The 23,143-nt window shown below is 35.4% G+C and carries 29 protein-coding genes and 1 riboswitch; of the genes, 5 read left to right on the forward strand and 24 right to left on the reverse strand.

Going from position 1 to position 23,143, the window contains the following annotated elements; all coding sequences use genetic code 11:
• Positions 1–10 precede the first annotated feature (10 nt).
• Positions 11–109: riboswitch (guanidine-I (ykkC/yxkD leader) on the reverse strand.
• Between the two features lie 50 nt (positions 110–159).
• Complete coding sequence (locus tag O1A01_RS16870; RefSeq protein ID WP_270064525.1) at positions 160–1,821, reverse strand: ABC transporter substrate-binding protein; 1,662 nt, start codon at positions 1,819–1,821, stop codon at positions 160–162.
• A 112-nt stretch (positions 1,822–1,933) separates the two neighbouring features.
• Between O1A01_RS16870 and O1A01_RS16875 the strand changes: the two genes are divergently transcribed.
• Entirely contained in the window at positions 1,934–2,851 is a 918-nt protein-coding gene (locus O1A01_RS16875) for a DMT family transporter (RefSeq protein ID WP_066414499.1), read from the forward strand.
• Positions 2,852–2,988: 137 nt separating this feature from the next.
• Here O1A01_RS16875 and O1A01_RS16880 read toward each other — a convergent pair whose 3' ends face one another.
• The 6 genes from O1A01_RS16880 to O1A01_RS16905 form a co-directional block, all read right to left on the reverse strand.
• Positions 2,989–3,900 (reverse strand): hypothetical protein, encoded by a 912-nt coding sequence (locus O1A01_RS16880; protein ID WP_270064526.1) that lies wholly within the window; start codon positions 3,898–3,900, stop codon positions 2,989–2,991.
• Positions 3,897–4,949 carry a hypothetical protein gene (locus O1A01_RS16885; protein ID WP_270066430.1) on the reverse strand — a complete coding sequence of 351 codons (1,053 nt, stop codon included), beginning with the start codon at positions 4,947–4,949 and terminating at the stop codon, positions 3,897–3,899. The genes O1A01_RS16880 and O1A01_RS16885 overlap by 4 nt, the downstream gene beginning before the upstream one ends.
• A gap of 51 nt (positions 4,950–5,000) precedes the next feature.
• Complete coding sequence (locus O1A01_RS16890; RefSeq protein WP_066414492.1) at positions 5,001–5,420, reverse strand: anti-sigma factor family protein; 420 nt, start codon at positions 5,418–5,420, stop codon at positions 5,001–5,003.
• Entirely contained in the window at positions 5,417–5,935 is a 519-nt protein-coding gene (locus tag O1A01_RS16895) for an RNA polymerase sigma factor (protein WP_066414489.1), read from the reverse strand. The genes O1A01_RS16890 and O1A01_RS16895 overlap by 4 nt, the downstream gene beginning before the upstream one ends.
• Positions 5,936–6,130: 195 nt before the next feature.
• Positions 6,131–6,373, reverse strand: coding sequence for a DUF2552 family protein (locus O1A01_RS16900; RefSeq protein WP_066414487.1), 243 nt, complete (start codon positions 6,371–6,373; stop codon positions 6,131–6,133).
• A 6-nt stretch (positions 6,374–6,379) separates the two neighbouring features.
• The gene (locus tag O1A01_RS16905) at positions 6,380–6,709 is read right to left on the reverse strand and encodes an iron-sulfur cluster biosynthesis family protein (RefSeq protein WP_066414485.1); all 330 of its coding nucleotides are present in this window, start codon (positions 6,707–6,709) and stop codon (positions 6,380–6,382) included.
• Between the two features lie 157 nt (positions 6,710–6,866).
• Between O1A01_RS16905 and O1A01_RS16910 the strand changes: the two genes are divergently transcribed.
• Both O1A01_RS16910 and O1A01_RS16915 read left to right on the forward strand, forming a co-directional pair.
• A complete protein-coding gene (locus tag O1A01_RS16910) occupies positions 6,867–7,079 on the forward strand; it encodes a CDGSH iron-sulfur domain-containing protein (protein WP_066414483.1) in 213 nt (70 codons plus the stop codon).
• 119 nt (positions 7,080–7,198) lie between these two features.
• Positions 7,199–7,441: an HPr family phosphocarrier protein gene (locus O1A01_RS16915; protein ID WP_066414480.1), complete on the forward strand. Its 243-nt coding sequence runs from the start codon at positions 7,199–7,201 to the stop codon at positions 7,439–7,441.
• A gap of 42 nt (positions 7,442–7,483) precedes the next feature.
• Here O1A01_RS16915 and O1A01_RS16920 read toward each other — a convergent pair whose 3' ends face one another.
• The 4 genes from O1A01_RS16920 to O1A01_RS16935 form a co-directional block, all read right to left on the reverse strand.
• Complete coding sequence (locus O1A01_RS16920) at positions 7,484–7,810, reverse strand: YolD-like family protein (protein ID WP_066414479.1); 327 nt, start codon at positions 7,808–7,810, stop codon at positions 7,484–7,486.
• Positions 7,811–7,825: 15 nt separating this feature from the next.
• The gene (locus tag O1A01_RS16925) at positions 7,826–9,067 is read right to left on the reverse strand and encodes a Y-family DNA polymerase (protein ID WP_066414580.1); all 1,242 of its coding nucleotides are present in this window, start codon (positions 9,065–9,067) and stop codon (positions 7,826–7,828) included.
• Between the two features lie 222 nt (positions 9,068–9,289).
• Entirely contained in the window at positions 9,290–10,612 is a 1,323-nt protein-coding gene (locus tag O1A01_RS16930) for a DUF4179 domain-containing protein (protein WP_270064527.1), read from the reverse strand.
• The gene (locus O1A01_RS16935) at positions 10,605–11,123 is read right to left on the reverse strand and encodes a sigma-70 family RNA polymerase sigma factor (protein ID WP_235858089.1); all 519 of its coding nucleotides are present in this window, start codon (positions 11,121–11,123) and stop codon (positions 10,605–10,607) included. Before O1A01_RS16935 ends, O1A01_RS16930 begins: the two co-directional genes overlap by 8 nt.
• Before the next feature lie 196 nt (positions 11,124–11,319).
• On the opposite strand from O1A01_RS16935, the gene O1A01_RS16940 reads away from it, so the two are divergent.
• On the forward strand, positions 11,320–11,508 hold the full coding sequence (locus tag O1A01_RS16940) for a hypothetical protein (RefSeq protein WP_066414474.1): 189 nt from the start codon (positions 11,320–11,322) through the stop codon (positions 11,506–11,508).
• A gap of 91 nt (positions 11,509–11,599) precedes the next feature.
• On the opposite strand, the gene O1A01_RS16945 is transcribed toward O1A01_RS16940, so the two are convergent.
• The 3 genes from O1A01_RS16945 to O1A01_RS16955 all read right to left on the reverse strand — a co-directional run bounded on the left by O1A01_RS16945 (position 11,600) and on the right by O1A01_RS16955 (position 14,029).
• On the reverse strand, positions 11,600–12,151 hold the full coding sequence (locus O1A01_RS16945) for a DUF3221 domain-containing protein (protein ID WP_270064528.1): 552 nt from the start codon (positions 12,149–12,151) through the stop codon (positions 11,600–11,602).
• An 86-nt stretch (positions 12,152–12,237) separates the two neighbouring features.
• Entirely contained in the window at positions 12,238–13,029 is a 792-nt protein-coding gene (locus O1A01_RS16950) for an SDR family NAD(P)-dependent oxidoreductase (protein WP_066414578.1), read from the reverse strand.
• A 10-nt stretch (positions 13,030–13,039) separates the two neighbouring features.
• The gene (locus tag O1A01_RS16955; protein ID WP_270064529.1) at positions 13,040–14,029 is read right to left on the reverse strand and encodes an MBL fold metallo-hydrolase; all 990 of its coding nucleotides are present in this window, start codon (positions 14,027–14,029) and stop codon (positions 13,040–13,042) included.
• A 488-nt stretch (positions 14,030–14,517) separates the two neighbouring features.
• Between O1A01_RS16955 and proC the strand changes: the two genes are divergently transcribed.
• Positions 14,518–15,354: a pyrroline-5-carboxylate reductase gene (gene proC, locus O1A01_RS16960; protein ID WP_270064530.1), complete on the forward strand. Its 837-nt coding sequence runs from the start codon at positions 14,518–14,520 to the stop codon at positions 15,352–15,354.
• 17 nt (positions 15,355–15,371) lie between these two features.
• Here proC and O1A01_RS16965 read toward each other — a convergent pair whose 3' ends face one another.
• The 10 genes from O1A01_RS16965 to O1A01_RS17010 form a co-directional block, all read right to left on the reverse strand.
• A complete protein-coding gene (locus O1A01_RS16965) occupies positions 15,372–15,749 on the reverse strand; it encodes a hypothetical protein (protein WP_270064531.1) in 378 nt (125 codons plus the stop codon).
• 29 nt (positions 15,750–15,778) lie between these two features.
• The gene (locus tag O1A01_RS16970; protein WP_169714887.1) at positions 15,779–15,955 is read right to left on the reverse strand and encodes a hypothetical protein; all 177 of its coding nucleotides are present in this window, start codon (positions 15,953–15,955) and stop codon (positions 15,779–15,781) included.
• Between the two features lie 77 nt (positions 15,956–16,032).
• A complete protein-coding gene (locus tag O1A01_RS16975) occupies positions 16,033–16,341 on the reverse strand; it encodes a hypothetical protein (RefSeq protein ID WP_270064532.1) in 309 nt (102 codons plus the stop codon).
• Positions 16,342–16,508: 167 nt separating this feature from the next.
• Positions 16,509–19,058, reverse strand: coding sequence for an ABC transporter permease subunit (locus tag O1A01_RS16980; RefSeq protein ID WP_270064533.1), 2,550 nt, complete (start codon positions 19,056–19,058; stop codon positions 16,509–16,511).
• Positions 19,055–19,942 carry an ABC transporter ATP-binding protein gene (locus O1A01_RS16985; protein ID WP_066414459.1) on the reverse strand — a complete coding sequence of 296 codons (888 nt, stop codon included), beginning with the start codon at positions 19,940–19,942 and terminating at the stop codon, positions 19,055–19,057. Before O1A01_RS16985 ends, O1A01_RS16980 begins: the two co-directional genes overlap by 4 nt.
• Positions 19,943–20,073: 131 nt before the next feature.
• Entirely contained in the window at positions 20,074–21,345 is a 1,272-nt protein-coding gene (locus O1A01_RS16990) for a DUF2785 domain-containing protein (protein ID WP_270064534.1), read from the reverse strand.
• Positions 21,342–21,752, reverse strand: a complete 411-nt coding sequence (locus tag O1A01_RS16995; protein ID WP_270064535.1) for an NUDIX hydrolase — start codon at positions 21,750–21,752, stop codon at positions 21,342–21,344. Before O1A01_RS16995 ends, O1A01_RS16990 begins: the two co-directional genes overlap by 4 nt.
• Before the next feature lie 3 nt (positions 21,753–21,755).
• Positions 21,756–22,202: a GNAT family N-acetyltransferase gene (locus O1A01_RS17000; RefSeq protein ID WP_270064536.1), complete on the reverse strand. Its 447-nt coding sequence runs from the start codon at positions 22,200–22,202 to the stop codon at positions 21,756–21,758.
• Positions 22,203–22,250: 48 nt separating this feature from the next.
• Positions 22,251–22,868, reverse strand: a complete 618-nt coding sequence (locus O1A01_RS17005; protein WP_270064537.1) for a hypothetical protein — start codon at positions 22,866–22,868, stop codon at positions 22,251–22,253.
• Positions 22,869–22,951: 83 nt separating this feature from the next.
• Positions 22,952–23,125 (reverse strand): hypothetical protein, encoded by a 174-nt coding sequence (locus O1A01_RS17010; RefSeq protein WP_270064538.1) that lies wholly within the window; start codon positions 23,123–23,125, stop codon positions 22,952–22,954.
• Positions 23,126–23,143: the final 18 nt, after the last annotated feature.

Here is a 23,143-nt window from a genome sequence, read left to right on the forward strand (position 1 = left end):
TAAAACGAATATCTCCCAGGCTTTTATCCCTCCGTGTCACAAGCTTACACTTGTGGGCTTTCTCTCGGACCAGACTAGTAAAGACTACGGAACCCTAGAAAACCTATCTATACAATTTTCTCTAACCTATTATACATAATAACGGCAAAATTTCAACCTTTACATTTCATTAACAAGTTCAGAAAAATTGAGCCATCCATATGAATTTAAACTTAATTTTGCGAATGAAGTGGGAACTTTCACTATTTGATTCCACCTAAACAACGGTACAAGGACCCCTTCCTCGATCAGGTCATTATGTACGTGTGAAAGTTCCTCCCACCGTTTTTCTTGATCATTTATTTGGATAACGTTACCCACTATCTCTCTTATCTCCTTTAACCTTTTAGGTGATAACACTAATTGGAGCGGGCTGTCCTTATTTAAAATGAATGAAAATAAAGTAGTCTCTAAACTATCCTCACCACTTATCTCTGTTAATATTACGTCCGTTTTTCCGTCATAAAGCTGTGAATAATCAACTAATGTACCGTTAACGCGTACACCACTTTCTTCCCACTGTTTGCATAACCATCCCATGTCCTTTTCGTTACCTGCTCCCTTATACGTTCGAATGCTAACGGTTGAAGGTAAACAATTAGGAAAAGCTTGATCCGTTAAACTATGATTTATCCCTCTAAGTAGTGTAGTAGCTACCTCCTGTCTATTTTCTTTTAGACTCGCTATCATTTGTGGGATATTTATCTTTTGTATTAAACTGAGACGTTCCTCCTTGGAGAGGGCTGCAGTATGTAACAAAATATATTTACAGCCCACATCTATTTGACTAACGACTTGTTTTTCTATCACATCACTATTATTGTTTTGAACCTCTTGACCATCAAAATACTGTTTGTAGATGACCGGTACAATGATTAGTTTAATTTCATCCGTAGATGGTCGATAACCAAAATAATTGGAGAATGCTTTTAAGATAACGATACTTTCATTATGTTTGCTTAAATAATAAGGGCCGGTTCCTATAATTCTATCTGTATAGTTAGCAGCTATAATGGATGTACACGGTAAGGTTAACCAGCTTAAAAAGGAATAATTAGAACGAAACAATTGTATGACTAGTTTGGTATCATGTAGGATTTCGATTGATTTTATTTCATCTACAACCCAACTAAAATTCGTATTCTTTAACTTCAACAATGAATAGCGTACATCTTCGGCGGTAAGAGTGGAATCATCATGAAATTTAACACCCTTTCGTAAAACAAACGTAAATCGCTTATAATCACTTTCGATTCTCCAATGCTCTGCTATTCCCCGTTCACTATCTATACCAATTAGCGTTGAATACAAATGTCGAATTAAGTGTAGCTCCGTTCTTCTTGTGGCAAGGCTAGGGGATAGTTGATGAATTTGTCGATATACCGGTAAATGAAGAGTATCTTTTGAATAAGTATCATTGTTTTTTTCTCTATATAGCAGTATGTCTAATAGATATTTTCTTTCTTTCTCCTGTAACTCTTCTAGTTGTAGTAACACCATTAACTTTTCCGCTTTATTTTCTTTCATTATCTTTTTAACTTCTTCTTCGATAATTTCACGATTAGATTGTCGGAATGTAATCTTTGATGGATTTCCCCTCCCCATACCCGGAATCCATATAATCCAATCGTTCGAAATAAATGATTTTAATATATATTTTACATTTCGTACAGAACAGTTTAATATTTCTGCTATTTCGGTAAGCGTTACCGGAATAGGTTGGTTTTCTTCAATATTGTTCCATTTGCTTCTAAGTATTAAAAACTGAATAAGTGTATTCATGTAACCTCCATTCAAAAGGGGAAATGATAGCTTTTTATTTTCTCTTTTTCTTCCTCCTTTCCACTATCATAATATATTTATCTTGTTAAAATAAATGTTGGAGGAAAATAAATTGAAAAAAAATAAATTTTTCGCCATATTAATTGCTGTATTTGTTACATTGTTATGGGCGTCGTCCTATATATTAAACAAAATAGTTTTTAATGAAAGTGTGATAGGTCCTCTTACTTTATCAGGTCTTCGATATTTAATCGCTTCTATTTCTATCGCGACCGCCATCTTCATGTGGAGGTCATTCCGTCATGAACGTGAGAGAACAGATAGGATACAATTGAACTGGCTACAATATATGTTGCTCGGTTTCTTCGGCTTTTTTCTAGCGCAAGGAATGCAATATGTAGGGCAATTTTTTATCACACCTACTCAAACTAGTTTGATACTTTGCTTAGGTAACATCTTAATTGTATTATTCATTGATGTTTTTTGGCTAAAGGAAATTAAAAACAGAGCAGTTTATTACTTTGCTTTCGGTGTCGCTATTAGTGTTCTTGTATATTACTATCCTTGGAATTTATCACTAGCAGATATAATCGGCGTACTTTTTGTTTTATTATCTAGCGTTGGATACGCAATTCATCTATCTTATTCAAGACATGTTATAGCGAATAAACAAATGCGGGTAGAAGATGTGGTTGTTAAGCCGATGCTTATTGGGGCTTTTCTACTTCTAGTTATTGGGTTTAGCATGGAACCTTTTCCAACTTTAAAACTAAAATCATACTTCATTATTTTATGGTTAGGAGTGATAAATGGAGGAGTTGCCTTTTATTTATGGGGACTTACACAGAAATTTTTAAAAGCTTACGAAAGTTCTATGATCAATAATTTAATTTTAATAGAAGTAGCATTGATGGATATATGGATATTACATTCTAGTATAAGTATTACACAAGCAATTGCGATATGTTTCACTGCGATATTTATCATCTTAATACAATTTGTAAGAACAAAAGCGGAAGGGGCTCACTAAGCGACGACAAGCACAAAGCAAGCCGGCAAAAGGAGTGCTCTTTGACCTTCTGGACAGATTGACTTGTGACCTCGAGTTGCTAGACGTAAATTTACCATATCAAATGGAAAAGAAAAAAGGGTTCTTACTTGAACCCTTTATCCTTCCCCTATATTTAATGCAACAGAGCTGCTCTCTAGTATGCTTAATTGATACGTACCTTCGCCTAACTTATATACTCCTTTAAAAGCATCATCATTTTCATTCGATACTTTTTCCCATTCGAAGTATGCTGAATCCTGCTCATAATGAGAATGTGTGATTAATTCGAGATCATTCTTTTCATTAACGTACAGTTCAACGTATTCTGCACCTTTTACTGTCCAATTATTTTTTAATGTTTGGACATTTAACTTCACTAGGTTATGACGACCTCTTACTTCTAATGTAACACTATCAGGAATTGCTATTGTTGGTGTCATAACTGTGTGTATAGAAAAAGGACCTGTTTTTTGTTCGGGTACTTTAAATTGGATATACATTGTATCCCCGACTACATTCCTCACTACGTAGTCTTCTTTCTTTACTATCGGGGGAACTTTCCCAGCTTCAATCGTTGTTCGATATGCTCCGAAAATATGCAGCTGTTCTCCCGTTGTCGTTTCGACCTGTACATACTGATTTCCTGTTTCAACGACTACTCTCTCTATTTCAGAGGTTAAGTTTTCATTCACTTCTGGAAGCGCAAACGACTTTTCTGTCGCGCTTACTACTGTACGAACTTCTTGTAAAACACCTGTTGATATTAACACAGTAAGCGCAATCCCAACTGTACCTAAAACACCAACAAAAAAGATACTTAATACATCATATTTTATTCGCGGATGTTCCTGCTTAGAAACGAATAAGTATACTAATACTTCTGCCCCTAGTACTATTAAGATAAAGGGCCACCAAAGTAGAAATGGTTGAAGTGCTTCCCAGCCTTTAAACTGACTAATTCCAAGAAATAATCCGAGCGCTACTAGGGATACTCCCATTGAAAAAGTACCAACTCTCCACGTCCTCATGATACTTGCTCCTTTCTTTTCGATTTACTGCCAATTAACAACTTAATGCCTCCGCCGATAAAAATAATCGAAATAACGATCATTTGAAAGTATTGATAATACCAATAGTTAAAATCTACACCGAACGCTTCGTTCATTACTGGCCCTAACACCGGTACGACGATATTGGTAAACATATAATAAATACCTAATACAATTAATCCAATTCCTACCCATTTTTGATGATTAATAAGGTAAGAAACAATTGGTATATCTTCAATTTCTTCATCTCCGTGTTTCGATACTTTTTGTAAAGCGTCAAAAAAGCTATAAAACCAAATTAACGGGATGAGAAATAAAAATAGCGATAATCGTAACGTATCTAATATATAAATAGAGAACAGAAATGCTGCCATAAGCTGCAGCCCACGTCGTTGTAAACCTAGATACATATGTCCTGCACCAGGAAACATTGAAAGAATCGTTGCTAGCGCTTTGCTCTTTCTCCCTTGTTCTTTTCTCGTTTCCTCAAAATCTTCTAAAACGGTACGGTCTACAAGCTCCTCTCCATTTTGCTTACGTGATAGCTGTTGCATCGTATCAAACATGTTAAAAATCCAAATAACAGGTAAAATCCCTAAAAACGCAATAAAACCACCTTGACTCGTAATGGCTGCAATAAATATAACCATTACCCCTAATCCGAAAAAGCCGATCAAAAATGTTAAACCTCTGTTCATTAGTCCTAAATAAAAGTGTCCTAGCCCTGGTACGAACGAAAGCAACATTGTATGTAGTCGTTCCGAGTTGTTAGCGGAAACTTGAGTGTCTTTATTTTCCACTCCATTTTGTACATTCACATTTTGAAGCGGTTTTTTTATTAAATAAAAAACCATATCGAGTAAGTTAAGGAATCCAACGAAAAAAGCAAAGCCAATTCCCATTATAATGAGAATTCCCGCATCCCACGGATTGATAGCCGCCAAAAATGCAAAGCCGATAAGCGGGATGATGGTACAAAACAAATAAAACATACCCCTTTTTGTTCGATTTAAGTATAGATGTCCCATCCCCGGTATAAATGAGAGAAAGAACGCTACAAATGGACTTTTATTGTTCAATTATTTTTCCTCCTTATGTTTTCTTTCTATTAATTCAAGAAATGATAGTGCTTTGTTCATCACATTTTTTGATACTGCTTCTTCTCTATTTTGGACTGTACTTTCCTCTATATTGGAAGCAAAACCAATCATACTATGGAACATACCAGATGTAAGTAAAAGAAACGTAATCGCTGCAGCCACTGTATAATGAAAGATAGAATGTTGGTAAAATGGCATCTTTTTCGTTTCGATTGGTACCACATTCTGTTCTTCTTCCGATAACATCGGTAACGTATCCGAAACATAGTTTAGTTGCTCTAAATATACGTGTAAACATTGGTCACAGGAGTATAGATGATCTTCTAGAATAGTTCTCCTATCTTCCGACAACTCATCTTGAATATAAGCTAGCCACTCTTCTTGTGTGTAATGATTCACGAAAAATCTTCCTCCTTCCAATGCTTCTTCATCCATACTCTTGCTCGGTATAACTTCGTTTCGACTGTTTTCACTTCTATGTTTTGTTCATGGGCAATTTCTTTATAACTTTTTTCACGTATGTAATAGGCTGTTATAACATCTCGGTAATTTTCTGGCATTTCTTGCAATCTACGATGAACAACTTCTTTACTCTCTTTTTTTAATAGTAGTTTTTCAGTGTCTTCTACCTTTTCCGTTTCTAGCTGTTCTTCTACCACTTCCCGTAACCGCTGTTTCTTCCGCCTCATATCAATGGCATGGTTCATGGCAATACGAGCTAACCACGTTTTGAAGCCTTGACCTGTATATTGGGGAAGAGCGTCAAATAGCTTCATCCATACTTCTTGTAGTGCGTCCTCTGCATCTTTTTCGTTTCGTAAAACTGGATAAATAACTTGATATACGTAATTTTTATATGTTTCTATTAAAAAGGTAAAAGCTTGTTCATTCCCCGCTTTTGCCTTTTCTATCATTTTCTTTTCGATGTGCTCTCCCCCCTTTCTTTTTTTCTCTACTTATATAGACGAAATGAAATCGAGAATGCCCTACAGTTTTTTTAAAAAAATTTTAATTTATATTAGTGATGCTCCAAATGATTGACTGTGTGTGCTTTATTCAACTAAAAAAACCTGTTACGAGGAATTCCTTCGTAACAGGCTTTTTTGTTCTTACCCTAAAACATCTGTAATGTCGTCCATATTGTTACTTATCCAATCAATCGCTTCATCTATCGTTGGGAACTCTTGTACTTCAAATGTTACTTCGTCTTGAAGTAACCATACATCTTTTTCTTCAGCTTGTGCCCCACCAATCGACCAATGCATTAAACTATACGGGTGATTCTGATTTATAAACGATGCCCACGTTTTAGATAGGGCAATATTTTTTAACGAGTTCAACTTACCTTTCATTCGTTCTTATCCTCCGACTACTCTTAATGACATGCGTGGGTTTAAAATTTGGCTAGGACATTTGAGCATAAAGCTGTTCGCTGAGTCTACAAAATCAACGGTCATATCTTCGTCAAAAAAGACAAGTTTCGATTTTTCCATTAATAGCCCTTCCACATTAGACTCCACAACAATATCATCCTCTTCTTTCTCAGGAGTAATCCATAACGCGGATACTCCACTTACAACACACCCACAGCCTTCAGTATCATATTTTATTTTAAGCCATTTATTATCATTGCCATTAAATTTTTCATTTATTTTAACAAGTGCTTTTTCTGTAAAAGTTACGTTCACGTTCATTCCTCCATTACGTTTATACGTCTGATTGTAACATATTTTTCAAATGAATGATTAGCCTCACGACTTTTCGTGTATGATGTAGAATGGAATTTATACAAGCGCTTTTGAGTACTATGGTTAATAATATTGTAAATAATGGAGGTTTTCTCTTGTGGCAAAAGTACAAATTAAAGTAAATGATAATGGCTCTTTACGTGTAACAGGCGATGTCGAGTTAATCGATGCAGATGGAAATGTGTTTGAAACGAAATCTACTTTTTCGTTATGTCGATGTGGCTTATCGGAGAAAAAACCTTTTTGTGACGGAAATCATAAAGGTCAATTTGACTCTTGCGTTCGCGCAAAAAAGGTACTAGATGAATAATTATTTTTAAGAAAATCTGTTGCTTTTTAGACAGATTTTCTTCTTTCTATTTATTGTTTCTCTTCGCTCTCTATACTAAAATATAACTAACAAATCCCTTAATAAAAGGAGAAATAATTATGGTAGTTACTGTATTAAAGCCGATTTTCGGTGAAGCAGCTAGCAAAGTTGTCAATACAACGAGCTCTTATTCTGGAACAGTACTTTTTAAAAAAGAACATTGGGTAATTGACGCCAAAAGTTTACTAGGCTTATTAGCCCTAGCTCTTCAACCTGGCCAAGAAGTAGAAATTACAGCAGATGAAGGTACAGAAGTGATTGAAGCACTATTACAGTTAGGAATGTTTGAAAAAAAATCATGACAAATTGGGGCTGTCTAACGAAGGCAGTCCCATTTTTTTTATTTATCCTGTAATGTCTAAAATGTTTTCTAACGGTAAATACGATGCTTCTCCAAATTTGTCCACTACGTGTAATCGAGATTTTATCGGATCAACATGGTGAATTGTGCCGATAAATAGATGATATCGCTTTTTCTCGTAATACGTAATCGTCACTTCACTACCTATTTCCATCGCCTCTCCTATTTGCTCGTTCATATAATCAACATGTTGCTCATCTAGTTGCGGCTTTGTTACATCATTATCTTCCTTTGCCCAATCTCTTAACAGCTTTACATGTTCTGGTAACATCATTGCTGTCCACTTTATACTCCCTCTATCACGAATCAAAACGCTTCACTCCTATTATGCTTTATGTCCACCAACTAATGTACTTCGATGCTTCGCTGTCCCTGCAGCCGTGTAAGATACCGCTCTTAGTAAGCTAGCTGAGCCGTGTTTATGACGAATTTGGTCCATAACATAGCCGAGCTGACGCCTTTTCGGACGATCGAGCTCAAATAAACTTAATTGTATTTCGCTATCTTCCACTATGTTAGAAAGTGAGACTGAAATTTGTCGAACTGTTTTTCCTTCATAAAATTTTTCAAACAGCTCTAGACACGTTTCATAAATATCCATTGTAATGTTAGTTGGGCTCTCTATCGTCTTGGAACGATGAAATCCACCACCAAACTCTTCTTTACTGTAACCAATACCGAGGCTCACCGTTCGACCTGCTTTATTGTGTTGACGAGCTCTTCTTGCTACTTCTTCACAAATTTCAAGAAGCACACGCTTAATCTCTTTCGGATCATGATAGTCGCGCAATAGTATTTGGCTTTTACCGAAGCTAATTTGGCCTTGCATGAGCGGAGCCCCCGGTTGTGAAAAGTCAATTCCCCACGCATGATGGTACAGTTGGTTGCCCATAATACCAAATTTTTTCTCCAGTAACTCTAACGGATAATTAGCTAACTGCCCGACATTAAAAATTCCCATTCGATTTAACGTTTTTTCCACACGAGAGCCAATCCCCCACATTTCACGAAGCGGAGAAACTTTCCATAGTTTTGTTTTCACATCGCTATACGTCCACTCGGCTACTCCTTTTTTCTTCGCCTCGAGGTCAAGACAGAGCTTCGACATTAACATGTTCGGACCAATCCCAACTGCACACGGTAATTGAAACTCCCTTTCAATCCCATCTTTTATTTTCCATGCAATCGTTTCGGCATCTCCCCAAATTGATTCCACTCCGTCCACTTGTAAAAAACTCTCGTCAACACTATACGTATGAATCGATTCTTTCGGGACGTAACGATTAAATAATCTTGTAATTTCGGTTGAAATACGTAAGTACGTTGCCATTTGGGGATTTACGACTTGAATTCGTCGGTCATTTGGGATTTCAAATCTTCTGGACCCTGTTTTAATACCGAATTCTTTTTTTAATTTTGGAGAAGCTGCTAGTACTACACTCCCTTGTCTTTCTGTATTACCGACAACTGCCAAATAACATGTCATCGGGTCTAATCCAAGCATTACCGCTGAGCAACTTGCGTAAAAACTTTTCATATCTACGCATAAAGTCTTGTTGTTAGGCATCTCGTTGTAATCAATCTCCACGTTTCATCCCTCACTAACAGAATGTTTGTTCGTATTTATTATATTCTATATCATAACCGAATATACGTTCTCTTTCAATGGAAATTTTTTAAAGCAAACGGTACTTTGCACTACAAGAAAACTGCTAATGTCAATATGCTGTGTAAAAGTATATAAGTAAATAAAAAGGAAAAAGCGGAAAAGGACTTCACCCTTTCCGCTTTATTTTAATTGTAGTCGAACGTCTTTACGTAGACGGTTTGGATAGTCACTAATAGTCAATGTAATTGGGCTTGCTACTTCATTCATGTTCACTCCACCCAGCGTTTTCACATGAATACCTTCTTCTGTAGAGGAGCCGGAACTATTATTGAAGGAATATTCTTTCCCATTTGCATCCGTAAAAGTCGAGTGAAATAGAGGTCTATGGTGGTAATAATCTTGTTCGTCCACCATTAATTCAAATGTTACGTCCCAAAAAGAGCTATCGACGAATGCAAGTTTACCATCTTTTGGGGCATTTACTATTTTGTTTTTTTCTAAATCAATCGTCACTTCGATTTCTTCTTTCGGGAGTGCACGAAGGGATGTAAATGTTAAAAACAACTCATTTGGTTCCGCAAAATAGTTACTTTGAAAATTTAGAGCTATTTTATTTTCATCTAACTTATCATATACTAAGCCATCGGTAGGGGTCCAAACTTCTCCATTTCCATCTACAAGCTGGATATCATCAAAACCGAAAATTTCTTGCTTGTTCTCGTTATTGTACTCCACATAAACGACAATTCTTGTTGGGCGAATTTCCATTCGGTCTACATATATTTTTTGATCTTCCACCGTTATCGTTTGATCCACTTCATACACCTTTTTTATCTTTGCGAACTTCTCTTTATCGTAAGAAAAGGAAACGTGTAAATCTTCCACAACATCGCTAAAGTCGTTTTTAATGTTCGTACGGAATTGTAAGGATTCGGGAATAGAACCATGTTTATAATCAGCAATAGTTAAAATACCGGTAACTGGCTCATTCTTTTTTATTTCTGAATGACTACTATAACTATAGCCTAACTGCAAATCCTCTCCACTTTCTGAAATTAATGTTGGGTCATTTAAGAAAAGCGAAGGATAGTCTTGATCAGCTACAATTGTGTAAAAAAGCAACGAGACGTCTTCATCCATAATAATTGCATCGACCGTTAATGTAATACCGTTTTTCTCCACTGACTTGTTAATTTCCTGCATGTAGTCATTTTCGATAGCTGCTACTAAACCTTTGTCATTACGAACAATGTCTACAATTTTTTGCAGTCCAGGAATGGAGCTTACATAGTCAGCGAACGTGGGAGAAACTCTAATCGAAGTTAACATGACAATGAAAAAAATACTGGCAGCTATCGCCCCCCATTTCCATCTAGTTGTGGCTCTTCTTCTTTTTTCTTTTCTAATGCCGCTTAAAATGTATTCATCCACATTTGGTGGAATCGGAATATCGTTATACTTTTTTCTTAATCCTTCTAATTTTCCCTCTTCCTTCTCAAACATGATTCTTCCCTCCTTTTTCATTGAAATAACTACGAAGCATCTGTAATCCTTTCGATAGCCATGTTTTAACTGTCCCTTCCGGCGTATCCATCACTACCGCAATATCCTTTATTTTTAAATCCTCTAAATACTTTAAGTAGATAACCGTATGGTAAGGCTCATCTAGATTGTTCACCGCTTCAGCTACTTCTAAATGAAGCGGATGTTGATCCGTAGTTGGTACTTCAAATTGTTCGCCTTGAAGGATTACTTTTTTCTTCTTCTTTAGTTCATCACTGCAATAGTTCATCATAATCCGAATGAGCCATGTGGAAAAATATTGTGGTTCTTTTAATTTTTTTATCGCTTTAAAAGCACGGAAGGTTACTTCTTGTATTGCTTCTAATGAGTCTTGTTCGTTTTTTAAATGAGCGTATGCAATCCGATATAGTTGATCTTTATGGTGGACCATCAACGTATAAAACGAATCTTCATCTCCCTTTTTGGCTTTTTTCACTAGTTCTGTTTGCACTGTTGCCACTCCTCTATAAGACATTCCATCCCTATTTACACATTAGACAGTTTAAAGCAGAAAAAAGTTTTGAAGAAATTATTTTGATTAAAAAAATACATCTTAAGCAAGTATCGTTTCCACGGTGAAAATGGTAATGATTGGCCGTGCCATTTACGTACCGTGTAGAATATAAAATATTAAAGGAGGGATTAAGTTGAATCAATATCCACTTATCTTTTTAGCGTGTATACTAGCTGGATTTGCATTAACTAGAGTTCCGTTAACAGGATTTTTAGCACCTGTAGAACCTTTAGCTTTCATCGTCGGCGTATTAACAGTTCTGCTATTTTCTTCTGTTCTTATTTTCAGAGGAGTCGTCGCATTATTTAATAGGAATATATAAACGTTGCTTAGATAAAGTTCTATATTTCGAGAGTTTATAGGAAAAGCCAAAAGGGATGCCTTCATTAGAGTGCATCCCTTTTACCATTTATTTATTCAACTTTCACTTCTATTTCAACTTCTTCGTCATCGGAGAGAAGGTTTTTCAATGTAACCTTATACATATCCCCTTCCTCCTCAACCGTTGCTACTAACCAAGGTTGACTCAGATCGACTTCACTAAGTGCCTGTTCAATCGCTTCTCTTTCTTTTAATGGTTGGCTATCATCTACGATTATTTTTACAGCACTTGCTTGGGAAGGAAAAGACTCTAATACAATTCCTGTGTTCCACGTTTCTACTTTCATGCCAACCTGCAATACGATACCAGGCTCTCTACCACTAGCAAGCGTAATGAGCGTATTATCATCTATTGTATACCATGTAGCAGAAACACTATTGTGAGCATTTTCACCAGTAACGAGGATGCGGTTTCCATCAATGGATACAATGTGCCCTGTTAAATCTTTTACCCCTTCTTCCTCTTGTGCTGGATCGTCTTGATCTGAACCAGTACCACCATTTGTTGCACCATTATTCGTTGTTCCACAAGCCATTAATAAGAAAAAACAGTTAACGAAAAGAAAGAATTTCATATATTTCATTTTTATCACCTCTATATAAATGGACGAAAAGATGCGATAAAAGTTACAAGGTTACTACCTACTTTACATTTAAGAAACTTTAATAATTATTTTTTATTCAACAGATTTCCAGTTAGTTTATCTGCCAAATTAGGAAACAAATTATATAGAACACTTCCAACATTCATCCATCTAGGCAAATTAAGTTCACGTTTAGGATTCATCATTAGTTGGACTATTTTTTCTGCAACGTAATCTGGTTTAAGCATATATTTTTTGACTGAGTTAACATAGTTTCCCGATTTATCGGCAACATCAAAAAAGCTCGTTTCGATTGGTCCAGGGTTCACTGCTGAAACGTAAACATTTGTTTTTGCAAGCTCCATACGAAGACTATTCGTAAAACCTAATACAGCATGTTTAGTAGCTGCATAACCACTTGATTTAGGTGTCCCTAGCTTACCTGCTTGTGAAGCAATATTAATAATATGACCACTGTTCCTTTCCATCATAGAAGGGAGAACTTCCTTCGTACATGCCATTAATCCGAGCACATTAACCTTAAACATATTATCCATATCTTCTAAACTAGCCTCATGAAATGCATCAAATATAGCAAACCCCGCATTGTTTACAAGAATATCAATGTGCCCTACTTCTTCCATAATGCGGTTAAAGACAACTTTTACTTGCTCCGAATCACTAACATCCAGTTGATAAAATAGACAGTTTACGGAAGTTAAACGATTAATTCGTTCACTTAAGCTTTGCAACTTCTCTTTAGATCTCGCTAGTAAGATAGGTCTAGCTCCCATCTCTGCCACCTTCCGTGCAACCTTTTCCCCAATACCAGAGGAAGCACCTGTAATGACAATATTTTTATTCATAAGTTTTCCCATTTTTGCACCTCTAACCCTTATTGCTTTCATTGATTATTCCTCGATACTGATGCGGTACATTATTTCTATCTACCTCTATCATTTTTGCATCCTCTAAATAATCTAATTGACCTATTGTTTCCGATAACGTTAACATTAGCTGTTTTTCATATACGGTTGGAAAAAGGTGTACACAAATTTCATAAGCAGTTCTCGGTTGTTTGCGAATAAACGCTAGTACTTTTTCCGCACGTTTTTCTTGCTTTAGTAATCTTTCTTCTATTAGCTCTTTTGCATTTGAAATATTATTACCGTGACCAGGCAATACTTGACGAATTGGTAATAAGCTCAACTTTTCTAAAGAAGCTATATATTCCACTAACGCTTTTCTTCTTTCATCTTCTCCTGGGTAACAAGGTTCAATAAGAGGATTAGGTGAAATATGCGCAAGTAAAACATCTCCACCAATGAGTGTTCCTTTTTGTTCATGCCATAAACTGATATGTGCACTAGAATGTCCAGGAGTGTATAGTACTTTCCAGCCATCTAATCCTTGAATGGAGTCTCCTTCATCGACTAAATCGGTAAGTCCTCGATTACAAGAAAAATGAAGCATATCGTTCACTTTTTCCGTTAATGGAAAAAAGCGTTGGTCTACCCCAGCTTCTAATAGTATGGATAAATAAAACTCGGTATGTGTTTTTAAATAAGCTTCATCCTTTATCATCCAAAGATGCGATCTTTCATGGCCGATTACTGGGATGTCTCTACGAAAAAAATCAATTAACCCGACATGGTCAGGGTGTTGATGCGTGACAACGATTTGATCAATATCATCCGGTGTTAAGCCAATAACATTTAACTCTTTTTTAAAATATTCCCATGCTTCTTTCGTCCGCACCCCTGCATCAACGAGTGTCACCTTTTCCCCTAAGATGACATATGTATGAACATCCCCCACTGGAAACGGTGTTGGAATTGTAATTTGTTGTATTTGTTGCTTACTTGTAACTTTCACCATTTTTTATCTCCCTTGTTTTTTTACAATAAGATTACTTTACAAACTGAATACTCATTCATTTCTAGAATGTACTATTTTCATGAAAAAATCTAGTGTTTTCATAAAATTTCTTTCCTTAAAATTATATTTATAAAATAGGTTACACGAAAAACAAACATTTATCTATTGACAATATAGCGTAAACGTTGCATAATGATAAAAATTTAATTAAACGTAAACGTGACGATAGGGATTAGTAAAGAATGAAATGATGATAAGAGATGGAAGTTCACCGGCTGAAAGACTTCCTCGTCCACTACTTTCTTGAACCTACCCTGGAGCAATTAAGGAAACTTAATCGTCCTTCCTACGATACAGGAATTTAAAGCAGGGCTTTTATTTTGAGCCAATGAAGGTGGTACCGCGGATACAAGACCAATCCGTCCTTTTTTATAGGACAGATTGGTCTTTTTATATTTAAAAATATATTAGAAAGTTGGTGAATAAGCATGAAGATTGCATTTCTCGGTGCTGGATCGATGGCAGAAGCGATTATTAGTGGCTTAATAAAAAGGGGGATTGCAAACCCGAGTGATATTTCCGTTACGAATAGACAAGACGTAGAACGGCTAAACCTTATTGCCAGAAATTATGGCGTAACCACTGAAACAAATAAAGAAAAAGCAGTGTCGGAAGCAAATGTAGTTTTTCTTGCGATAAAGCCAAAGGACGCGAAAGAAGCGTTACAATCGATAGCTTCTTACGTTAATAATGATACGTTAATTATTTCTGTTTTAGCTGGAGTTTCGATAGAGTCCATACAACAATTATTACAAAAAGAAGTTCGTGTTATTCGCGCGATGCCTAATACATCGGCTACCGTTGGGTTATCGGCTACCGCCATTTCTGTCGGTGAAAATGTAACCGAGGATGAGTATGAATTTGCAAGGACGTTATTTTCTGCCATTGGATCATGCTCGATTGTAAAGGAAGATCAATTACATGCCGTAACAGGTTTATCTGGAAGTGGTCCAGCTTATGTTTATTACGTTGCAGAAGCGTTAGAGAAAGCCGCTCTTGAACAAGGATTGGAACATGAGGTGGCAAGAAAACTTATACAGCAAACGTTGTTAGGAGCAGCGGAGATGTTAGGAAGAACTAAAAAGGAACCAGCACAACTGCGAAGAGAAGTAACAAGTCCAGGCGGTACAACGGAAGCAGGTATTTCTATCTTACAACAATCAGAAACAGCAGAGGCTATTCAAGCTTGCGTGAAGCGGGCGACAGAACGCTCTCGTGAACTTGGGGATATGTTGATAAGAGAATTGGAAGATACGAAAATATAATGGATAGGAGGATAGTGTTATCCTCCTATCAGTTCAATATAATAAAGAATCTCCTTTTCTATCTCTACAATTAACAATCCGCTTTCGTTAGCAGAATAAATTTTCGTACCCTTAGGTAGTTTGGAAGCAGTAAAATTAGAAAACGTAAAAGAATTGGTCGATTGTTTACGAACCTCCCCTACTTCTTCCCCCTTTTTATATAGATTCTTATGATTTTGAAACCACTCTGAATTGGTCACATTAGAAAATACACTATTGTTATACTTTATTATATCTGCCTCACTATTAGTCTTTAGTACATCTCTTACAGTTACTTTCCCATCCGAAACGCCACACCCTATTATTGGTAAGAACATGATGAGTATAACTAGTAATCTAGTAGATGATCGCAACATCAACACTCCTTTATGAAGGAGTATTGTATCTACTCCTCACCTTCTTTAGTATCCTCACTATAATGTTCGTTTAAATATGTATTTTCCGTCGTAGCAAAATTAACTGAAAGTAAACTCTGTTCCGGATCCATTCCGTAATATCCTTTTAACTCTTCTTCTGTTAATTCTCCACTTTGAAACATAGGCTCTTTTTTCTTTTTATCCATGGTGTCACCTTCCGTATGGTTTTCCCATATTGTTAGCTAATAATAATGCTGTTATGCAATTTAACTGATGCTAATACTTAAAGATACTCAAGGAACACCCCGTATGATTGTCCACCAGAATAAACGTCTACTTCCAGATGATACTTGTTGCCATTAATTTGGATAATATATGTATCCTCGTTTTGCATTTTCACATAGTACGTCTGTCTCCCCAAATATTCAACTTCTGTTACTTCCCAATTATCACCTTCATAAATCATTTCAAAAACAAAGGAAGTTCGCTTCACTATCTCTTCAGCTGAAACGTAATGGTAAACATTGAATGGACCAAATAACGCAACAAGTAATGCAAGTACTGCAGTAGTAGCAATGAGTATTTTTTTCATTGGGTACCCCCATCATTTTTTGAAAGTATTACTCGTTAGACGGTTACTTGGATAGCTAAGTTTCAATTTTGAGGAAAATACACGTATTTATGCTGAATATCATTTAAATACAATAAAACCGTAACAACCATTAACTGGTTTTTACGGCACAAATCATATTCTAGCTTTTAAAAACTCTTATTTACCGTTGATCTTTCTTTAACTTCTAAACGATCTATCTTATTTTTCCTCCATAATAAATAATAACCAATCAAGGCGAAAGTGCTAGATGTTAAAAACAAAACAACGCTCCCTGATATAACATTCACCTTTTCGTTATCTAAAATAGTAGCCACTTCTCCGTTCGTAATTTTCGGGATATTAAAATAAACGAAAGGTGAGAAATGTGCTTTTTCAGTTAGGAAGTGATTCGTTAATACATAACCACTAATGAATATCATGCCAGCAGTCGCAAATACAGAAAGTGTATTTTTAAATAGAGTAGATAGAAGAATAGTAAAAGTTAGTAAAAACAACAGTACCAATATAGTTAGTGTTATTGTATGGAGTAAATATTCACCTAAAGGTAAAAATTCATAGCCATACCCTTCCACACTGCTCCCTGTAAATTTATTTGAATTTGTATAACTAAAACTGTGATATTTAAGAATTGGATAGTACCAGTCACCCAATCTATTAAAAACAGCACCCATTAAAACTATAACCGCAAATACGCCTAGTAAATTCAGTGTGGAAACGACAATGGAGTGAAGCAATTTACCGATATAAATTTGCTTTTCTGCTATCGGTAATGTTTTCAGCAATGAAAGTGTCCGTTTTTTTCCTCTTTCTGTTGCGATACCACCACCAAGTAAAAATAGTAACAGGAAAATTGGAGCTAATTGACCATGGTTTTGAAACAATAAATAAAGAGAATATAAGCCACTATGATCCACTTTTGTATTTTGCTCCACGAAATATTCATAGCCTTCCTGATTTTTTCCAAAATAGTGGTGAATCGTCGGAATAAGAGTTCCAGGGAATAACGGACGTACGTTGTTTTCCATGAGCCAGAGTTTTTCCTCAATACTTACTTCTACAGTAAATCTTCCAGCAAAGTCATAATCGTGAGAAATTTGACTTATTTCATAAATACCTTCTTCTTGATTTCTCACTCGGTTTTCATGCAGTAAGTACTCATAAAACTTATCCCAATTATTATTTACATAGCGATCAAGTGCGTCCTCCATTAACATACTATATTCTTGGAAATATTCGATTTTCATTTCTTCGAGCGCTATTAAACCCTCATAAAACTCCCTATGTTCTTCTTGTGTTTCCGCCATCTCCTTGTAATGATTTAACGGAGCTATATGATTTTCTTCATTTCCGAAAAATTCAATGGACTGCTCGATGTTTTGAATAAATGTACGCTCCTTTTGTATAGACTGCTGAGCGAGCAAATAATATCCAGCGAATAAAAGTAAAAGTAATACTACATTCATTTGGATAAATAATTTTCTTCTGACGAGCTTTCTCCATTCAAATACGAATATATTTCTTAATTTATTTCCACTTATTGTCTCACCTTTACGAAATGGCTTTTTCATTCCGTCCCCTTGCTGGGAACCTAATGCTTTTTCTTGGAAAATAATGCTAAAAAATAGTAGAAAGCAAGTCACAATCCCTGTCGAAATACTATAGGCTACAATACTGTTTTGAACTAACTCCCCTCTTGAAGAACTAAAATAGTATAATGGATTAAACGGTGAAAGTAGCATTGGAAAGTATTCTGTTACGACTAACGCAATACCTAGTATTACAGCGATGCTCATTAACGTAGTAAATGAATCTTTCAACCAATTACTAATAAAAAGAATGAGGGAAAAAACAAACCAACTTGCAAAAGTAAACATAATGACTCTATATATTAAAAAAATATAAATAGGGATAATGGTGACTTCATTATCTGAAATAAGCGGCATCGGATAGGCAAGTTCTAGCTTGTAATTAGTGAATAATAATGGGAATAAAATTCCTAATAAAAGTGCAGTGCTTACAAAGATAATGTGAACAAATAGTAAACTACCAAATTTAGATAATGTTTGTTCCCACTTACGGACTGGTTGTGTTTTTAATGTGAAGATTGTATGTTGTTCTTTTTCAATCGTGACAATGTTTCCTAATAATAAAAGCAGTACACTTAGACCAATGATTCCAAAGAGAAAAGAAGTATTCTCTAACACGAAAAGATGAGGTGATACTGGAAAAATTTCATCTTCGTATGATAGTTGATGTTCAATGAGCCATTCGTTTTTCTGTATCGCACTCTCTAACTCTATACCTTGTAATAACGGGAACTCTCCATCGTGGCTAACATATTCTTGTAAAAGTTGTAAAAACGTACTTTGTAATTGTGGTATTCTCTCCCAATTTTCTTGGTTAATTGCATATCTCCAAGGAAGAAGTGAACCATTCATCTCAATAATAATTTCTAATTGTTGTTCTTGAATGGGTGATAAAGCGTCCTGCCTACGCAGTTCTTCTAAACCATGTCTAATACCGTTTATTTCCTCCAAATACATATCGGTTATTTCTATTGCACGTTTTTGTTTCTCCTCATAAACGGAATAATTGGTGTAAAATAACCCAACCGAGCTAATAAAAATAATAAATAATAACCAATAGAATTTTTTTTGCTTCCACAATTTCTTTAGTTCAAATTTTAGTAGCTTCATAGAGCAATATCCTTTTCCGCTTCAAAAATCTTTCGGTAGCGATCCTCCGAACCTATCACTTTCTTCTCGATATCTAGAATAGTTAATTCGTTTTTTACTAAAAGAGATATTACCTCATGTATAGAGGTATCATTCGAATAGATCGATAACTTTTCATTTGATTCCACTGTTTGTATCCCAGACTTCTGTAATAACTCCACTGCATATAATGGTTGATTAACAGTAATTAAATAGCAGGCTTGTTCAAATTGAGAGAGATCCTCATCCATTAAAGTACCATCTTTTAAAAACAAAACTCTGGAAGTTACACGATCAATTTCAGCTAAATTATGAGAAGAAAGAAGAATAGCTGTCCCTTCTTTATTCAATTCAATCAAAAGATTTCTTACTTTTATAGAACTTGTTGGATCTAAACCATTTAGTGGCTCGTCCAAGATTAGTAGTTTCGGCCTATTGAGTGTTGCCATAGCAAGTAATAAATGCTGCTTCATTCCAAGCGAATAATTACTTACGGTTTTATGCAAATAACTTGTTATACCAATACGTTCAGCATTCTCCATAATTTGTTCTTTTGTGAGACCTTGTAAGTCAGCAATAAATTGAAGGTGGTCGAATCCTGTTAAATAGTCATACAATACTGTGTTATCTTGCATAAAAGAAATTTCTCTAAAAATTCCCAAGTCTTTGTTCGTTCGATTTAATATTCTAACTTCCCCACTTTCTGCAGAAAGTAGATTCGTAATAATACTAAGTAAGGTAGATTTCCCAGAACCATTAGGTCCAACTAGTGCAACAATTTCCGGTTTGTCTATTGTAAACGTAATGTCCTTTAATACTTTTTGTTTTCCATATGATTTGTGGATGTTTTGAACTTGTAGAATCATTTCAACCTCCTATAACTCATGAATATTTTCCCGTAATTATGTTAATTTTATTTTATTATGCCCACGGCACTTCTATTTCAAAAAAGGACAAACTAAAAAGGATACTACTTTAACCAAAAAGCCGTGATGACCTATAAACTAGTAATTACGGTTCCTTGTTTATTTTTTAATAGATTCTCGATTGTTTGCCTAATCATTGCTCCTGAATTTTTGAATAAAAAATGGAAATATAACGTCTTAAAAAAGTTTGAGAGGTTTGTTCGTTTTCTAAAATCGTTCAATTGTAATCCATCGTGCGTTTCCTTAAAAAGGATAGTAAGCCAGTCAATGATTGTCTCTTCTGAAATTCCTTTTTGTAAAAGAGAAACAACCGGAACAGTAAGCCGCTCGTCTTCGTCATCAATATAAATTTCGTTACAGAGTAAACTGTTTCCTATCACATTTAAAATTTCTCTTGCTTTTACTATCGAAAAAGACGGATGGTTAACCACAGCATCTAAAAGGTCCGCTCCATGTGCAATGGCATGAGCCCACCCTTTTCCATCCACATATCCACGAACATCCTTTTCTTGTTGCATATACGGAATTACTAGGTTCATAGTCTCTCTCACTGTTTCTGTTGATAAAAATGGTTGCTGCTTGTCTTTTATTAAAATTAAAGTAACTACTAATGAAGAAAATGCCCTTTTAAATACGGAATCACAATTTATTTCTCCGATTTCATAAAATAAGTATTCCTTACTGAGACATATACATAAAATAGATGCCATCTGGTCAGGGGTTAAATAATCACCAAGTATTAACTTACCAAACGTAGAATATATGAGTTCATCTCGCAATTCACCATCAGTAGACCCAATATGTTGAAGCATATCGTCTAAAATTAGAGAAAAAACCTCCGTTTTCACATTTGAAAAATCAATACTCTTTAGTTTTTGCTTTACTTGTAATTCTTTTAACTTCACAACAAAAAGTGGCATTGCTTCATAAAGAGTATCTACCATTTTTTTGATCTCTAACAAATACTCCCCATCTTTGTCTGGTGGAGGAACGACTAACGACGTTTCTTCTCCTAGCAAAATCTTATTAAATAAATGAATTTTTCGACCATACGCCTCTTCAAAATACTTTTTATGCTCGATACCCATGGCAATGATAAAATCGTAATGATCAAAAAATTCACGTCTAAAAGGTGTTCTCTTAAAACTCGATAAATCAATATTTAATTCACTCATCCGGTCGAAATGGATGGACGAATATTTACTGGTGTCGCTGTTAGCTCTCACACCAGCAGAAGCCACCTCAATCGAGTCGATATTATTTTCCTTTATATAATGTTTTAAACAAAGTTCAGCCACTACACTTCTTGTATAATTGTCTGTACATACAAATAATATATTCATGAATTTTTCTCCTTTAATTGCTGTACGTAAAACTGCTTATCTTCAGGAAAGGATAGTTCTAATTGGTCTATTTCTTCTATCGACTTCCATTCAATAGAATATATTAGTCCATCCGGATCTTGAATCGTTTTCGTTCCACCTATTAAACTAACATTATAATAATGAACTTCAATATTAGTATGTTCATGCTGCCCATATTTCACTAGTAATTTTCCATTCACATCTACTAGATAACCAGTTTCCTCTTCCACTTCTCTCCTACAACATTGAACTAACGTTTCTCCACTTTCTAAGCCACCTGAAGGAACCGACCATTTCTTTATTTCATCAAGCTTCCCCTGCAACACCATCAATAATTCATTGTTTTCATTTATACAAATAGCTGCTGCACCAATCCACTTATTCATTCTTTATTCCACCTTTACTTGCATAACTGGCAACAGTCGATTAGGGATGACAGGTGAAGGGATCGTTCCTAATCTCTTTGCTCCCATTCGAATGTAGAATCCTTCAGCGTTTGGATCACTATCTAACACAAACTCAGTCCAATTGAATTGTTTCGCTTTTTGCATAACGTCACTCCAAAGTAACCTACCAAATCCTTTTCCAATATAGGTAGGCTCAATAAACATCGCTTCTAATCTATTAGGCTGAAAAGAAAAACTATAAAACGCAATGATGTTTTCATTTAATTTCAAAATGTATGTAGGGTACTCTTCTAAGTATTCTTTTGTCACCGTGATACTAGCATTACTCTTGTCTAGAAATTCCTTCGAATACCCCCAATATGCTTTAGACCTATATGCAACAGCATTTAATTTTCCAACATCTTTTGCTATGGCTTTTCTTATAAGCATCTAATCCCCCTTTGTCCGAAAAATAGCTATTTAATAAATCTATATCCATTATTTTTTATCGTATTCATCTAGCATACCTAATAGTCTTACTCCGTTCGGGTCAACAATTTTTAAATTAGCTACTCCATCAAATACTGCTTCCTTCATTAACAATTCTTTTGATTGTGAGCTACGTATACAATTCATAGGTTTTTGGAAAATAGTATATAAATCTTGTTCGAGCCCCTTTTTAGTTGTGCTTATTTGTATATGCTTTAACCTTATGTTTCCACCTTCGATTACACTACTATCTGTTTGGAGTTCTACTTTAAAGCCATATGGAGTTGAAAGAAAGGTTCTTCGTTCCCCGACATTTACATCCCAATTTAATTGTTTTGCACGTGTGCAGAATGATTCATGATCCTCCTCACTTATTAAAAAACCGATATGGTCAAACTTCACTTTTTTACCGAAGCCAAATGTAATGTTGATAGAGCCTTTCCTCATCTCAATAATTCGAAAGAGTATCTTCTTCCCTCTAAAATCGTCCCAAGTTAACGGAGGATGAAAAGCTTGAAATTCCCCTTCGTATTTACCAGTTCGCAATGTAACAACAAATCCTAAATCTTTATAAAACTTTTCCGTTTCCTCAACGTATGGTGTCCAAAAATGATAATGAAAAAGCATAGGATCCCCCCGTTTTTTCTCTAATAATTTCCGAAAAAAAGCGACCTTCTTTAAAAAGAAAGTCGCAATAGCATATGAAGGAATTAAAATGTATTATCTCGATCGCGATTGAATATGTCATTTTGTGCATCTGTTTTAATTGAATCTATATGATTTCCACCTGTTATGTTTCTTTGACTTTTAGAAAATTTGTCCACTAAATACCCAAAAATAAGGAAAGCTCCAACGACTAGAAGTAGCCAGCCCCAAAACGGCATTTACTCACCCACGCGTTT

The organism is Sutcliffiella sp. NC1 (assembly GCF_027594365.1).
In the GTDB taxonomy this organism is placed as follows: domain Bacteria; phylum Bacillota; class Bacilli; order Bacillales; family Bacillaceae_I; genus Sutcliffiella; species Sutcliffiella cohnii.

Bases quoted from the DNA above. Each gene is read 5' to 3' on its own strand.
- O1A01_RS16870 (WP_270064525.1), bottom strand. From the start codon at position 1,821: ATGAATACACTTATTCAGTTTTTAATACTTAGAAGCAAATGGAACAAT.
- O1A01_RS16880 (WP_270064526.1), bottom strand. From the start codon at position 3,900: ATGAGGACGTGGAGAGTTGGTACTTTTTCAATGGGAGTATCCCTAGTA.
- O1A01_RS16885 (WP_270066430.1), bottom strand. From the start codon at position 4,949: ATGGGACATCTATACTTAAATCGAACAAAAAGGGGTATGTTTTATTTG.
- O1A01_RS16895 (WP_066414489.1), bottom strand. From the start codon at position 5,935: ATGATAGAAAAGGCAAAAGCGGGGAATGAACAAGCTTTTACCTTTTTA.
- O1A01_RS16900 (WP_066414487.1), bottom strand. From the start codon at position 6,373: ATGAAAGGTAAGTTGAACTCGTTAAAAAATATTGCCCTATCTAAAACG.
- O1A01_RS16915 (WP_066414480.1), top strand. From the start codon at position 7,199: ATGGTAGTTACTGTATTAAAGCCGATTTTCGGTGAAGCAGCTAGCAAA.
- O1A01_RS16925 (WP_066414580.1), bottom strand. From the start codon at position 9,067: ATGCCTAACAACAAGACTTTATGCGTAGATATGAAAAGTTTTTACGCA.
- O1A01_RS16930 (WP_270064527.1), bottom strand. From the start codon at position 10,612: ATGTTTGAGAAGGAAGAGGGAAAATTAGAAGGATTAAGAAAAAAGTAT.
- O1A01_RS16945 (WP_270064528.1), bottom strand. From the start codon at position 12,151: ATGAAATATATGAAATTCTTTCTTTTCGTTAACTGTTTTTTCTTATTA.
- O1A01_RS16950 (WP_066414578.1), bottom strand. From the start codon at position 13,029: ATGGGAAAACTTATGAATAAAAATATTGTCATTACAGGTGCTTCCTCT.
- O1A01_RS16955 (WP_270064529.1), bottom strand. From the start codon at position 14,029: ATGGTGAAAGTTACAAGTAAGCAACAAATACAACAAATTACAATTCCA.
- proC (WP_270064530.1), top strand. From the start codon at position 14,518: ATGAAGATTGCATTTCTCGGTGCTGGATCGATGGCAGAAGCGATTATT.
- O1A01_RS16965 (WP_270064531.1), bottom strand. From the start codon at position 15,749: ATGTTGCGATCATCTACTAGATTACTAGTTATACTCATCATGTTCTTA.
- O1A01_RS16970 (WP_169714887.1), bottom strand. From the start codon at position 15,955: ATGGATAAAAAGAAAAAAGAGCCTATGTTTCAAAGTGGAGAATTAACA.
- O1A01_RS16975 (WP_270064532.1), bottom strand. From the start codon at position 16,341: ATGAAAAAAATACTCATTGCTACTACTGCAGTACTTGCATTACTTGTT.
- O1A01_RS16980 (WP_270064533.1), bottom strand. From the start codon at position 19,058: ATGAAGCTACTAAAATTTGAACTAAAGAAATTGTGGAAGCAAAAAAAA.
- O1A01_RS16985 (WP_066414459.1), bottom strand. From the start codon at position 19,942: ATGATTCTACAAGTTCAAAACATCCACAAATCATATGGAAAACAAAAA.
- O1A01_RS16990 (WP_270064534.1), bottom strand. From the start codon at position 21,345: ATGAATATATTATTTGTATGTACAGACAATTATACAAGAAGTGTAGTG.
- O1A01_RS16995 (WP_270064535.1), bottom strand. From the start codon at position 21,752: ATGAATAAGTGGATTGGTGCAGCAGCTATTTGTATAAATGAAAACAAT.
- O1A01_RS17000 (WP_270064536.1), bottom strand. From the start codon at position 22,202: ATGCTTATAAGAAAAGCCATAGCAAAAGATGTTGGAAAATTAAATGCT.
- O1A01_RS17005 (WP_270064537.1), bottom strand. From the start codon at position 22,868: ATGCTTTTTCATTATCATTTTTGGACACCATACGTTGAGGAAACGGAA.
- O1A01_RS17010 (WP_270064538.1), bottom strand. From the start codon at position 23,125: ATGCCGTTTTGGGGCTGGCTACTTCTAGTCGTTGGAGCTTTCCTTATT.